We start from the raw sequence: 12,892 nt of genomic DNA, 5'->3' as shown, positions 1-12,892 counted from the left end.
CGGAAAAGTGCGGAGCGGTTTTCCGGGATGATCATGCGCAAAACAACAACCTAACGCAGGTTCGTTTCCAAATTTCGAGAAGCCGGTAAAGGAATTCGTCGTGGCAACGCGAGCTAAGAAAACCGCCAAGGGCAAGAAGAAGGCTGCGAAGAAGGCCGCCAAGAAAGCCACGAAGAAGGCTGTGAACGCGCCTGCGCGCAAGGCTGCCAAGAAGGTCAAGAAGACCAAGAAGGCTGCCGCCAAGAAGGGCGTGAAGAAGAGCGCTGCGAAGACGGCAAAGAAGGCCGGCAAGAAGGCTGCGAAGAAGCAGGTCGTCGCCAAGAAGGTAGCGAAGAAGGCGGCCAAAAAAAAGCCAGCCAAGTCTCCGGCGAGCACCAAAGCTCCGGCGAAGAAGGTGGTCAAAAAGGCGAAGGTGGTCGCGCCCGCCGTGACCGTCGCGCCAGCTCCTGTCGTCACCCCGCCCAAGGCCGCGCAGCCCAAGGCTGTGAAGCCCAAGGTGTCCAAACCCAAGGCGCCGCCTGCGCCGAAGCCCGTTGCAACTCCGCAAGCCGCAGCACCCGCTGCCGTTCCTGTGCGCGACAACGTCTTCTACATCACGACCGCCATCGCCTATCCGAACGGCAGCCCGCATATCGGTCACGCCTATGAGGCGATCGCGACCGACGTGCTGGCGCGCTTCGCGCGGCTCGACGGCAAGGATGTGTTCTTCCTGACCGGCACCGACGAGCACGGCTTGAAGATGGTCCAGACCGCGCAGAATGAGGGGCTGACCCCGTCCGCGCTCGCGACCCGCAATGCCGGCCGCTTCAAGGAGATGGACGAGCGTCTGAACGTATCGTTCGACCGTTTCATCCGCACCACCGAGGAGCAGCACCATCGCTCGACCCAGGAGATCTGGCGGCGCATGGAAGCGAACGGTGATATCTATGCCGACACCTATGCCGGCTGGTACTCGGTGCGCGACGAAGCCTATTACGCCGAGGACGAGACGCGCGTGAATGACGACGGCGTGCGCCTCGGTCCGCAGGGCACGCCGGTCGAATGGGTCGAGGAGAAGAGCTATTTCTTCCGCCTGTCGGCCTATCAGGACAAGCTGCTCAAGCTCTACGAGACGAAGCCGGATTTCATCGGACCGGACTCCCGCAAGAACGAGGTGGTGAGCTTCGTCAGGAGCGGCCTGCGCGATCTCTCGATCTCGCGCACCACCTTTGACTGGGGCGTGAAAGTGCCCGGCGACGAAGAGCACGTGATGTATGTCTGGGTCGACGCGCTGACCAACTACATCACCGGCGTCGGCTTCCCCGACGAGAGCGACCAGAACTGGCGCTACTGGCCTGCGGACGTGCACATCATCGGCAAGGACATCATCCGATTCCATGCAGTGTACTGGCCCGCGTTCCTGATGTCGGCCGGTATTCCCGTGCAGAAGCGGGTCTACGCGCATGGCTTCCTGTTCAACAGGGGCGAGAAGATGTCGAAGTCGGTCGGCAATGTCGTCGATCCCTTCAACCTCGCCGACCAGTACGGCGTCGACCAGATGCGCTATTTCTTCCTGCGCGAGGTGCCGTTCGGACAGGACGGCAACTACAATCACGAGGCCATCGTCGCCCGCATCAACGCCGACCTCGCCAACGATCTCGGCAACCTCGCGCAGCGCTCGCTGTCGATGATCGCCAAGCAACTCGGCGGCGTGCTGCCGGAGCCCGGCGAGTTCAGCGACAACGACAAGGCGATCCTGGCGATGGCCGACGGTATGATCGCGGCCTCCCGCGAGGCCATGGCGACGCAGCAGATCCATCACTGGCTCAACGCCGTGTGGGCCGTCGTCGCGGAGGCCAACCGCTATTTCGCAGGCGAGGCGCCGTGGGCCCTCGCCAAGACCGACCCGGCGCGACAGAAGACGGTGCTCTATGTCACCGCCGAAGTCGTGCGCCAGATCGCGATCCTGGCCCAGCCCGCGATGCCGACCGCCTCGGGATTGCTGCTCGACAGCCTCGGCATCCCGCAAGGCGAACGCAACTTCGCCATGCTCGGCGGCGAGAAGCGTATCGCACCGGGCTCGACGCTGCCGGCGCCGACCCCGGCGTTCCCGCGCTATATCGAGCCGGCGGCCTGAGGCATTCCGACGATGCTGGTCGACAGTCATTGCCATCTGGATTTTCCGGACTTTGCGGAAGATCTCGACGGGATCGTGTCGCGTGCGCGTGCGGCCGGCATTGGCCGCATGGTCACCATCTCGACGCGGGTGCGAAAGCTGAACCAGCTTCTGGCGATCGCCGAGCGGTACGACGATGTCTATTGCTCGGTCGGCACCCATCCGCACAACGCGGATGAGGAGGACGGCATCGCGCCGGACGAGCTGATCGCGCTGACGCAGCATCCCAAGGTCGTCGCGCTCGGCGAAGCCGGCCTCGACTATTTCTACGACAACGGCTCGCCGGAAGCGCAGGCGAGGGGCTTTCGGGCCCACATCGCGGCCGCCCGCGCCACCGGCCTGCCGCTGGTGATCCACACCCGCGAGGCCGACGAGGATTGCGCCCGCATCCTGGAAGAGGAGGCGGCCCGCGGATCGTTTCGCGCCGTGCTGCATTGTTACACCGGGGGGCGCGAGCTGGCGCTGAAGGCAGTGTCGCTCGGGCTTCATATCGGCTTCACGGGCATCCTGACCTTCAAGAAGTCGGACTCCTTGCGTGCGCTCGCGGCCGAATTGCCGTCAGATCGTATTCTGGTTGAAACAGACTCACCCTACCTTGCGCCCGGCAAGTTCCGCGGCAAGCGCAACGAGCCGGCCTATGTGGTCGAGGTCGCCAAGGTCCTCGCCGAGACGCGCGGCGTATCGTTTGACGAGATTTCGCGCCAGACCACCGAAAACTTCTTTTGCCTGTTCTCCAGGGTGAAAGCTTGAGGTTGGGGGCCGCATGACGTTGACGCTGACGATCCTGGGCTGCGGCTCCTCCGCCGGTGTGCCGCGCCCGGCACTCGGCTGGGGCGCCTGCGATCCCAACAATCCCAAGAACCGGCGTCGCCGCTGCTCGCTGCTGGTCGAACGGACGTCCGAGCACGGCACCACGCGCATCGTCATCGACACCTCGCCGGACCTACGCGAGCAATTGCTGTCGACCAACGTCGACCATATCGACGCAGTGTTCCTGACCCACGAGCACGCCGACCAGACCCACGGCATGGACGACCTGCGCTCGGTCGTGATGCACATGCGCAAACGTATCCCGACCTACTTCAACCAGTCGACCGCCAAGGACATCATGGCGCGGTTCTCCTATTGCTTCATCTCGCCGGAGGGCAGCGACTATCCGCCGATCCTGACCCGGCACTCGATCGAGGCCGGCGAAAGCCGGACCATTCTGGGGAAGGGCGGTGCCGTCACGATGACGGCCTTCCTGGTGCAGCACGGCGCCATTCCCGCGCTCGGCTATCGCATCGGGGATGCCGCCTACACGCCCGACCTCAACGACATCCCGCGCGAGAGCTGGGGCGCGCTGGAAAATCTGGATCTCTGGGTCGTCGATGGCCTGCGCTACACCGGCCATGTCAGCCATTTCAGCATCAACGACGCGCTGTCCTGGATCGCGCGCTTCAGGCCGAAGCGCGCCGTCATCACCAACATGACGGCCGATGTCGATTACGAGGTCATCCGGCAGTCGCTGCCATCAGGCGTGGTGCCGGCCTATGACGGGTTGCGGCTGGAGACGCACTGAGCCTATCCAGTGGAAATTTGCCGCAGGCCGGCATGCTCCTTGCTTTCGCGAGCCCCATCGTGTTGGTCTAACGTCTCAAAGACAGGCGTTGGCAGGGAGCGATAATCAGGCAAGGCCAGCATAGCGCCGGGCTTGGTTGTGCCGCAGGATGAGGACGGGGGCCGCGTGGCAGTGGACGGCGACGACGTAGAGGCTGTTGGACTGGTCCGACGCGCTCTGGATTTGCTTTACCTTGGCTCGGGCATTGCGGCCGGCGCCTTTCTGGTTGCGATCTTCGCCATCATGATGGTGATGTCGGTCGGGCGGCAGTTTGCGCTCAACATCCCGGCTGGCGACGATTTCGCATCCTGGTGCATGGCGGCGATGGCGTTTCTCGGCCTCGCGCACACCTTCAAGCGCGGCGAGATGATCCGCGTCGGCCTGCTGCTGGAGCGCCTGCACGGTCGGACCAAGCAGGTCGCGGAAATCGTGGCGCTCGCAATCGCAGCCGCCTTCATTCTCTACTTCACCCGGCACGCGTTGCAGATGACGTACGACTCCTGGCGCTTCAACGACGTGGCGCAGGGCGTCGTCGCGCTTCCGCTCTGGATTCCCCAGCTCGGCTTTGCCGGCGGCCTCGTGATCCTGTCGATCGCGTTGATCGACGAGATGATCAATGTCATCGGCGGTAACCGGCCGAGCTACGAGAAGGGCTCCCCCGACGAGACGCCGGAAGAGTTCGTCGAGCGCATCTCGCAGGGCGGCGGAGGTTGACCATGGCCAATCTCGGCATGATCGAGCTCTCCTTCATCCTGCTCGGCGTCATGATCCTGCTACTGGGAAGCGGCGTCTGGATCGCGGTGTCGCTCGGGCTCGTCGGCTTCGTGGCGATGGCGCTGACCACGAGCCTGCCGCTCGGCTCGGTGCTTGCGACGACCACCTGGAGCGCAAGCTCGTCCTGGACACTGGCCGCGTTGCCGCTGTTCATCTGGATGGGCGAAATCCTGTTCCGCACCAAATTGTCGGAAGAGATGTTCCGAGGGCTGTCGCCATGGGTCCAGTGGCTGCCCGGACGGCTGACGCATGTGAACGTGATCGGCTGCGGCATCTTCGCGGCGGTGTCGGGGTCTTCGGCGGCGACCTGCGCGACCATCGGCAAGATCGCGCTGCCCGAGCTCGACAAGCGCGGCTATGACAAGGGCCTGAGCCTCGGGTCGCTTGCAGGCTCCGGCACGCTCGGTCTGTTGATCCCGCCCTCAATCCCGATGGTCGTCTACGCGGTCACCGCGAACGTCTCCGTGCTTCAGGTGTTCCTCGGCGGCTTCCTGCCGGGTGTGCTCGTGATGGTGCTCTATTCCGGCTACATCATCATCTGGTCGCTGCTGAACCCCAGCAAGATTCCTCCGCGCGATCCGCCGATGCCGTTTCGCCGAAAGCTCCAGGAGTCCGCCAAGCTCGTACCGTGCCTGCTGCTGATCCTCGCGGTCTTCCTCTCGCTCGTCCTCGGCTTTGCGACCGCAACCGAATGCGCGGCCTGGGGTGTCACCGGCGCGCTGCTGTTGGCGTGGTGGAGCGGCACGCTCACGCGCAAGAACTTCCTCGAAAGCATCATGAGCGCGACGCGCCTGACCTGCATGATCATGCTGATCCTGGCAGGCGCGGCCTATACGACCGCGGCGATGGCCTATACCGGCATCCCCGCCGCGCTCGCCACCTGGGTCCAGGGGCAGCAGCTCACCCCCGGCATGCTCGCGCTGTACCTGAGCATCATGTACATCATCCTGGGATGCCTGATCGACGGCATCTCGATGATCGTGCTGACGGCCGTCATCGTGCTGCCGATGGTGAAGCAGGCGGGTCTCGATCTGGTCTGGTTCGGCGTCTATCTCATCATCCACGTCGAGATGGCGCAGATCACGCCGCCGGTGGGCTTCAACCTGTTCGTGCTCCAGAACATGAGCGGTCGCGATACCTTCACCGTCGCGCGGGCTGCGTTTCCGTTCTTCGTGTTGCTGCTGGCCGCCGTGTTCATCATCACGGAATACCCGCAGATCGTGATGCTTCTGCCCAAGCTTGCTTTCCCCGACTGATCTAATTCGACCGTGAGGAGAAGTCCGATGAAATCCCGTCTCATTCGCGCAGGCCTGATCGCCGGCGCCGTGCTGGCCGCAACCCCCACCTTGGCCCAGACCAAATGGAATCTGCCGGCAGCGTACCCTGCCGACAATCCGCACTCGGAAAATCTGGTCGCCTTCGCCAAGGACGTCGAAGCCGCCACCTCCGGCAAGCTTCAGATCACGATCCATCCCGGCGCCTCGCTGTTCAAGGCGCCCGACATCAAGCGTGCGGTCGTCACCGGACAGGCGCAGATGGGCGAGGTGCTGCTGTCGATCCACGAGAACGAGGATCCGGTCTTCGGTGTCGACGTCGTGCCGTTCCTCGCGACCAGCTTTCCGGATGCGATGAAGCTCTATCAGGCCTCAAAGCCCCTCATCTCCAAGAAGCTGGACGCGCAAGGTCTCAAGCTCCTCTTTGTCGTGCCGTGGGCGCCGCAAGGCGTCTACGTCAACAAGCCGCTGGCCTCGATCGAGGACATGAAGGGCCTGAAATGGCGCGCCTACAATGTCGGGACGGCGCGTATCGGCGAACTGGTCGGCGCCCAGTCGGTCACCATCCAGGCCGCCGAGCTGCCGCAGGCGCTCGCGACCGGCGTGGTGAATTCCTTCATGTCGTCGGGCGGCACCGGCTACGATTCGAAGGCGTGGGAGTCGCTGAAATATTTCTATGACGTGCAGGCCTGGATCCCGAAGGACTACACCTTCGTGAACAAGGCCGCGTTCGAATCGCTCGACAAGCCGACCCAGGAGGCCATCCTCAAGGCCGCCGCCACCGCGGAGACGCGCGGCTGGAAGGCCTGGGAAGCGAAGGCCAATTGGTACATCGATCAGCTCAAGGCCAAGGGCATGACGGTCGAGCCGCCCAGCCCGGCGCTGAAGGCCGGCTTCCAGAAGATCGGCGATCAGCTCACGGCCGACTGGCTGAAGAAGGCGGGTGCCGACGGCCAGGCCTTGATCGACGCCTACAAGAAGATGTGAGGGCGGGGAGAAGTGTTAGTGCAAGCAAGTGAGGGCGCCGCGCGCCGTCACCGATCAATGCACTTGGTCACCAGGCATAGCGCAGCGCGGCCTTGCCCGCGCAGGCTCACCACGCTTCCCGGCAGCGCAAGCTGCGTGCTCGTGCGCAGGCCGAGCTCGGTGCGGCTGTCGGTGAAGCTGTCGCTGCCGGACCCGGCCGAAAATGCATTGGCCGCCTCGGGGGGCTGCGCTCCGATCGAGGAGGGCAGGCGGAAGGTGGTGACCTGCGCCGCCGCATAGGGGGGTGAGCCGGTCCGTGTCATCTTGCGATAGCCGGCCCTGTAAGGATCAGCCTTTGCGAACCAATCGCCAGCGTCCTGGCGTGGCGCCCATTGCCGCTGAGAATGCTCTGGTAAAGTGGCTCTGATCCGCGAAGCCACATTTGATCGCAATCTCGGTGAGTGACAGCGTGGAGTTTGCCAACAGAACCTTGCTTTGCTCGATACGCTGATTCATCAACCATCGGTGCGGCGGGATTCCCGTGCTGACTCTGAAGGCGCGGGCAAAGTGGGCGGCTGACACGCCGCACTCGCTGGCGATTCGTGCCAACGCGATTTCGCCATCGAGATTCGCGCGGATTAGTGCCTTCGCCGTCCGAAGTTGCCATGGTGCCAATCCGCTGCGGCAGGAGCGATTGCGAGGGTGGCCGACTGCATATCTCTTGAGGAAATGAATATTGAGCGCCATCGCGACGTGGCCCACGAACAGCTCGTTGGCCTCATGCGGTCTTTCCAGCATCGGCAGAAGGCAACTGCCCAGATGAACCAGGATTGGATCGAGGAAGCTCGCGCCCGCGACAACGTCATATTCAACGCGACCAATGTCGAGCTCGTTCGCCAGCTCATTCAGCGCGTTGTGCGGCAGATACAGGTAAAGAAAATCAAACGGATCCTTGAAGTGAACGATCGTTTCACATCGCAAATCGTAGATGCTCGTCTCGTCCTTCAAGGCGCCCTTGGGCGCATAGCGGCCATCCACCCACGTCTCGGCTCTTTGATGTTGCAGCCGGAGGCAAAGCGCGAAGGCCTCGTCAGGAGGGGACGGCAGCGTCGGATCGCCGACCGGTCCCGAATATGCCATCCGCACGGCGGCGAAGGTTCCCTTCTGTAGCGACTTGAGGAGACCCATGCTCGGCTCGCGGATCATTGGAAATAGCTTCGCAAGCCGATCGCCGTAGAGGCCGTCATCAGTCATCATCTGTTCCCAATGCGCGGCAGGAGATGATTGGTCCAATCTGCATTCAGTCCTGTTACCGTATCTCCATGCAGGCTGGTTTTGATCAATCGGGGCTCAAGGCATTCAAGCGCCAGGGGACGGCCGTCCTTAAAGTTAGGTTCGCATCGGGTTGCCTCCGGAGCAGTTAATGCACGTCACAATGATCTATCTATAGTTGCAAGTTTGCACAATTGCAAAACTTCCCCAGATGACCCGAGGGCGCCATGGAACAGCCACACGAGAAAGATAAGTCACCATCGATCGATCAATTCAATCGAGACTCTCTGAAACTGTCGCTTGAAACTCTCAAGACCGAGAACAGCCGGTTGAAGGATCTTGTGATCCGGCTCTCAGAAACACTCATAAGAACGGTTATGGGAAGAAGGTAACGCCGTCCCAAAGTCGGCTTGCAGGATCGGTCTCGGAGGAAGCGATATCGCTCTTTGCTGCGATCTTGACGAGGCGCGGGTTCGGCTCGCGGATCGTTGCAAATGGTTTCGCAAGCCGAAGCGCGGCCGATGGCGCGATCGGCCAGTCTGCGTTCCATTTGCCCTGGCCTGATTTCCTTGCAGGCTGGTTTTGATCAATCGGGGCTCAGGATGTTCAAGCGTTACCGGTCGGGTGTCCCTAGAGTTCGGCAACACTTCGACTTTCACGCCGGCCGCCTCTGGAGCATTGATGTATTTCACAACGATCAAACCGCACGTCATGTCGGCGTCGGCGCAGACCAATCTGTCTTTCCTGGAAGATCTCGTCCGTGCCGCCCGCTCTCGGTTCGCCGCGCTTGCGGACAAACTTACTGAATTGCAAGCCAGTTCGGTATCGAGGATCCCCTGCGAGTGGAGTTCACGTGACAACAATCCGGGAAGCCGTGCACACGGTCTGGCGGGCGTGACCGAGGATCTGATCGCTATCGTCACGGTTATGGATCGGATGGCCGGCGAGCTCCTGCTGGAATCGAAGCAGTTGTGGGCGTCCGTCGGATTTGTCTCCGGGAACGTCCACAAGATCAGCTTTGGACGATGGCGATTGCTGGGTAGCCGGAAGCGAAACGATCTGTTTGCCGTTGCGGTCGATGAAAGGCTCAGGCGGATGCCGCGCTTGGTGATCTCGCTGCTTGAAGTAGCAACTATATTGGATGGAGCGGTTGCAGACCTGCAGCCGGTCATAACCGGAGAGAGGGCTGGCGATCGGTAGCTACGCCTCCACGGATCACCGAGACGCCGTACCGGGCAAGAACGCCTCAATGCGTAGAGGGGTCCATGGAATCAGCTCAGGCCGTGATCGCCTTGGCCGATCCCACTGCGTTGCGCAGCAGGAATTTCTGGATCTTCCCCGTCGACGTCTTCGGGATCGGCCCGAACACCACGGCCTTCGGCGTCTTGAAGCCGCTCATCTGGGAGCGGCAGAAGGCGATGATCTCGGCCTCGCTCGCACTGGCGCCGTCCTTCAGCTCGACGAAGGCGCAGGGCACCTCGCCCCATTTCGGATCGGGCTTTGCGACCACGGCGGCGAACAGCACCGCCGGGTGCTTGTAGAGGATGTCCTCGACCTCGACGGAGGACACGTTTTCGCCGCCGGAGATGATGATGTCCTTGGAGCGATCCTTGATGATGACATAGCCGTGCGCGTCGAGCACGCCGAGATCGCCGGTGTGAAACCAGCCGCCCTCGAAGGCTTCCTTGGTCGCCTTGTCGTTCTTGAGGTAACCCTTCATCACGATGTTGCCGCGGAACATGACCTCGCCGATGGTCTCGCTGTCGCGCGGCACCTCCCGCATCGTCTGCGGATCGATGACGGTGACGGCCTCCTCGAGCGGGTAGGGCACGCCCTGCCGCCGCTTCAGGCTGGCGCGCTCGGCTGCGGGCAGGTCGTCCCAGCCGGGCTGCTCGGCGCAGACGGAGGCGGGGCCATAGACTTCGGTCAGGCCGTAGACATGGGTGAGCTTGATGCCGATGCTTTCGGCGCCTTCCAGCACCGCGACGGGCGGCGCCGCGCCCGCGATCAGCCCGACGACACGGCGGGCCGCATGGCCGGCTGAAGTTTCCTTGGGCGCATCGGGTGCGTTGATCAGCGTGTTGTAGACGATCGGCGCGCCGCACATGTGGGTAACGCCGTGCTGCTTGATCAGCTCGAAGATTTTGGTCGGCTCGACCTTGCGCAGGCACACGTTGATGCCGGCGGCAGCCGCAATGGTCCAGGGGAAGCACCAGCCGTTGCAGTGAAACATCGGCAGCGTCCAGAGATAGACCGGATGCTGGCCGAGATTGCCCGCGAGGATGTTGCTGACGGCATTGAGATACGCGCCGCGATGATGGGTGACGACGCCCTTGGGGTTGCCCGTGGTGCCGGACGTGTAGCTCAGCGCGATGGCGTCCCATTCGTCGCCCGGCAGGTTGGCCGCGAAATTCGGATCGCCTTGCGCGACCGCCGCTTCGTATTCGATCTCGCCGATGCGCTTGCCGCCTTTGAACGCGGCATCGTCGACGTCGACCACAAACGGTTTTGGCCCGCTCATCTGCGCCAGCGCATCGGTGATCACGCCGGAAAATTCGGGATCGACCAGGATGATCTTCGCGCCGCCATGGTCGAGCTGGAACGCGATCGAGGGCGCATCGAGGCGGATGTTCAGCGCGTTGAGCACGGCGCCCGTCATGGGGACCGCGAAGTGCGCCTCGTTCATCGCCGGGATGTTCGGCAGCATCGCGGCCACGGTGTCGCCGACGCCGATGCCTTTGCTCGCGAGCCAGGACGCAAAGCGCTTGCAGCGCTCAAAGGTCTGCGCCCAGGTGAAGCTGCGTCCCTCATAGACCGTGCTGACGTGATCGGGATAGACGGCGGCGCTGCGCGCGAGGAAACTCAGCGGGCTCAGCGCGACGTAGTTGGCGGGGGTCTTGTCGAGGCCGATATTGTACTGGTTCTGCCGCTCACTCATCGATACCTCCTCAAAACGCGTCAAAGGAATCCGATCGAGATCCAGGGGAAGATCGCGACGATGATCAGTCCCACGAGCAGCGCCAGCAGATAGCCCCAGATCGGCCTGATGCCCTCGGCCGGGTCGACGCGTCCGATGGCGCAGGCGGCATAATAGCCGACGCCGAAGGGCGGAGCGAATAGTCCGATACCCATGGCGAGGATGATCACCATCGCATAGTGCACCTCGTGCACGCCGACGGCGCGGGCGATCGGAAACAGCAGCGGTCCGAACAGCACGATCGCCGGGATGCCTTCCAGCACGCTGCCGAGAATGGTGAAGGCCAGGATCGAGACGGCGATGAAGGTCGCGGGCCCGCCCGGCAGCCCGGTCATGGCGGCAGCCAGCGAGCGCGAGAAGCCGGACTGGGTCAGGCCCCAGGCCATCCCGGTCGCCGTCCCGATGATCAGCAGGATCGCCCCCGACAGCGCGGCCGTCTCGACCAGCATCGGAAACAGCCGCCGCCAGTCGAAGCGGCGGTAGACGAGGAGGCCGACGAGGAGGCCATAGACGACGCCGATGGTGGAGACTTCCGTGGCGGTCGCGATGCCCTCGACCACGGCGTAGCGGATCACGAAAGGCAGCGCGAGCGCGGGAAGGGCGATGATGAAGGTCTTGCCGATCTCGCCGGCGCCGGCGCGGCGGACATGGCTCATGTCCTCGTGGCGGTAGCGCCACCACACCAGCATGCAGAGCGTGATCGCCAGCACGACGCCGGGCAGCAGGCCGCCGGTGAACAGCGCGGCGATCGAGACGCCCGTGACCGAGCCGATCGTGATCAGCACGAGGCTTGGCGGAATGGTCTCGGTCTGGGCGCCGGTCGCGGCAAGAAGCGCGACGAGATCGCCGGGCTTGGCGCCGCGCTGCTTCATCTCCGGGAACAGCACGGGCGCGACCGCGGCCATGTCGGCGGCCTTGGCGCCGGAGATGCCGGAGACCAGGTACATGGCGCCGACCAGCACGTAATGCAGGCCGCCGCGGACATGTCCGAGCAGGCTTGCCAGGAAGGCCACCATGGCCCGCGCCATGCCGGTCATCTCGATCAGCAGCCCCAGGAACACGAACAGCGGCACCGAGAGCAGGATGAGATGGCTCATGCCCTCATCCATCCGCCCGACCAGCACCATCACCGGCGTACGCGTGGTCAGCGCCAGATAGCCGAAGATGGCGAGGCCAAAGCCGAACGCAATGGGAACGCCGGCAAAGACGCAGAAGCCGGCGACGCCGACGAAGAAGATGACCAGGTTGAGATTGCCGAGCGGCCGCAGATAAGGCTGTGCCAGCCAGAACAGGCCGACGACGACGGCAACGGAAAGCACGGCCATCAGCACCATGCGATAGTCGGCGGCGCGTAGCAGCCGTAGCAGCGCGAATGCCGCCATCAGGCAGATGCCGGTCGGCAGCGCCGCGGCGCGCCACATGTTCGAGATCTGGAGCGCCGGCGTGGTGATGAAGCTTTCCTCATAGGCGTAGTCCCAGGACGGCCAGACGACCAGCGCCAGGAACGCCAGCGCCGCAGAGGTTGCCACCAGATCGAGCCAGGCCCTCATCGCGGGCTTGGCGCTCGCAACGACCGCGGTCATGCGCATGTGCTCGGAGCGGCGAAACGCGACTGCCGCGCCCAACATCGCCAGCCACAGGAACAGGATCGAGGCGAGCTCGTCCGACCAGATCAGCGGCCGGTGCAGGCCATAGCGCGCGACCACGCCGGCAAACAGGATCGCGATCTCGGCGACGACGAGGATCGCCGCCGGGATTTCGACGAGGAGGCCGAGTGCGCGTTCCGTTGAGGCCAGCAACGAGGATCGGCGAGGGGACTGAACCGTCACCTCGCCCTCCACTGCGATCACCTCGGCCTCGATATGAGCCATGAC

At 63.5% G+C, this 12,892-nt stretch carries 11 protein-coding genes; 7 read left to right on the top strand and 4 right to left on the bottom strand.

The genetic code is table 11. The annotated features are described in order from the left end of the window. The first annotated feature begins 100 nt into the window (after positions 1-100). The 6 genes from metG (at position 101) to RAD15_RS25370 (ending at position 6,790) form a co-directional block, all read left to right on the top strand. Positions 101-2,116, top strand: a complete 2,016-nt coding sequence (gene metG / locus RAD15_RS25395; protein WP_458180926.1) for a methionine--tRNA ligase — start codon at positions 101-103, stop codon at positions 2,114-2,116. 12 nt (positions 2,117-2,128) lie between these two features. Further along, the gene (locus RAD15_RS25390) at positions 2,129-2,905 is read left to right on the top strand and encodes a TatD family hydrolase (protein ID WP_458180925.1); all 777 of its coding nucleotides are present in this window, start codon (positions 2,129-2,131) and stop codon (positions 2,903-2,905) included. A gap of 13 nt (positions 2,906-2,918) precedes the next feature. Next, a complete protein-coding gene (locus tag RAD15_RS25385; RefSeq protein WP_458180924.1) occupies positions 2,919-3,716 on the top strand; it encodes an MBL fold metallo-hydrolase in 798 nt (265 codons plus the stop codon). A gap of 165 nt (positions 3,717-3,881) precedes the next feature. Next, the gene (locus tag RAD15_RS25380) at positions 3,882-4,469 is read left to right on the top strand and encodes a TRAP transporter small permease (RefSeq protein WP_458180923.1); all 588 of its coding nucleotides are present in this window, start codon (positions 3,882-3,884) and stop codon (positions 4,467-4,469) included. Between the two features lie 2 nt (positions 4,470-4,471). Then, positions 4,472-5,785: a TRAP transporter large permease gene (locus RAD15_RS25375; protein WP_458180922.1), complete on the top strand. Its 1,314-nt coding sequence runs from the start codon at positions 4,472-4,474 to the stop codon at positions 5,783-5,785. Between the two features lie 27 nt (positions 5,786-5,812). Then, complete coding sequence (locus RAD15_RS25370; RefSeq protein ID WP_458180921.1) at positions 5,813-6,790, top strand: TRAP transporter substrate-binding protein; 978 nt, start codon at positions 5,813-5,815, stop codon at positions 6,788-6,790. Between the two features lie 47 nt (positions 6,791-6,837). Here RAD15_RS25370 and RAD15_RS25365 read toward each other — a convergent pair whose 3' ends face one another. Beyond that, positions 6,838-7,092: a hypothetical protein gene (locus RAD15_RS25365; RefSeq protein WP_458180920.1), complete on the bottom strand. Its 255-nt coding sequence runs from the start codon at positions 7,090-7,092 to the stop codon at positions 6,838-6,840. A 25-nt stretch (positions 7,093-7,117) separates the two neighbouring features. Further along, positions 7,118-8,023 carry a helix-turn-helix domain-containing protein gene (locus RAD15_RS25360; protein ID WP_458180919.1) on the bottom strand — a complete coding sequence of 302 codons (906 nt, stop codon included), beginning with the start codon at positions 8,021-8,023 and terminating at the stop codon, positions 7,118-7,120. Between the two features lie 699 nt (positions 8,024-8,722). On the opposite strand from RAD15_RS25360, the gene RAD15_RS25355 reads away from it, so the two are divergent. Next, the gene (locus tag RAD15_RS25355) at positions 8,723-9,241 is read left to right on the top strand and encodes a hypothetical protein (RefSeq protein ID WP_458180918.1); all 519 of its coding nucleotides are present in this window, start codon (positions 8,723-8,725) and stop codon (positions 9,239-9,241) included. Positions 9,242-9,317: 76 nt separating this feature from the next. Here RAD15_RS25355 and RAD15_RS25350 read toward each other — a convergent pair whose 3' ends face one another. Then, positions 9,318-10,979: an acyl-CoA synthetase gene (locus RAD15_RS25350; RefSeq protein WP_458180917.1), complete on the bottom strand. Its 1,662-nt coding sequence runs from the start codon at positions 10,977-10,979 to the stop codon at positions 9,318-9,320. 20 nt (positions 10,980-10,999) lie between these two features. Further along, positions 11,000-12,889, bottom strand: coding sequence for a TRAP transporter large permease (locus RAD15_RS25345; RefSeq protein ID WP_458180916.1), 1,890 nt, complete (start codon positions 12,887-12,889; stop codon positions 11,000-11,002). Between the last annotated feature and the right edge of the window lie 3 nt (positions 12,890-12,892).

The organism is Bradyrhizobium sp. 14AA, from assembly GCF_054185205.1.
Note: the sequence above shows the minus strand (reverse complement) of the source record. Positions and strands in the feature narration are given on the sequence as shown.

Coding starts and splice junctions, on each gene's coding strand:
- RAD15_RS25390 (WP_458180925.1), top strand. CDS start 2,129: ATGCTGGTCGACAGTCATTGCCATCTGGATTTTCCGGACTTTGCGGAA.
- RAD15_RS25385 (WP_458180924.1), top strand. CDS start 2,919: ATGACGTTGACGCTGACGATCCTGGGCTGCGGCTCCTCCGCCGGTGTG.
- RAD15_RS25375 (WP_458180922.1), top strand. CDS start 4,472: ATGGCCAATCTCGGCATGATCGAGCTCTCCTTCATCCTGCTCGGCGTC.
- RAD15_RS25370 (WP_458180921.1), top strand. CDS start 5,813: ATGAAATCCCGTCTCATTCGCGCAGGCCTGATCGCCGGCGCCGTGCTG.
- RAD15_RS25365 (WP_458180920.1), bottom strand. CDS start 7,092: ATGACACGGACCGGCTCACCCCCCTATGCGGCGGCGCAGGTCACCACC.
- RAD15_RS25360 (WP_458180919.1), bottom strand. CDS start 8,023: ATGACTGATGACGGCCTCTACGGCGATCGGCTTGCGAAGCTATTTCCA.
- RAD15_RS25355 (WP_458180918.1), top strand. CDS start 8,723: ATGTATTTCACAACGATCAAACCGCACGTCATGTCGGCGTCGGCGCAG.
- RAD15_RS25350 (WP_458180917.1), bottom strand. CDS start 10,979: ATGAGTGAGCGGCAGAACCAGTACAATATCGGCCTCGACAAGACCCCC.
- RAD15_RS25345 (WP_458180916.1), bottom strand. CDS start 12,889: ATGGCTCATATCGAGGCCGAGGTGATCGCAGTGGAGGGCGAGGTGACG.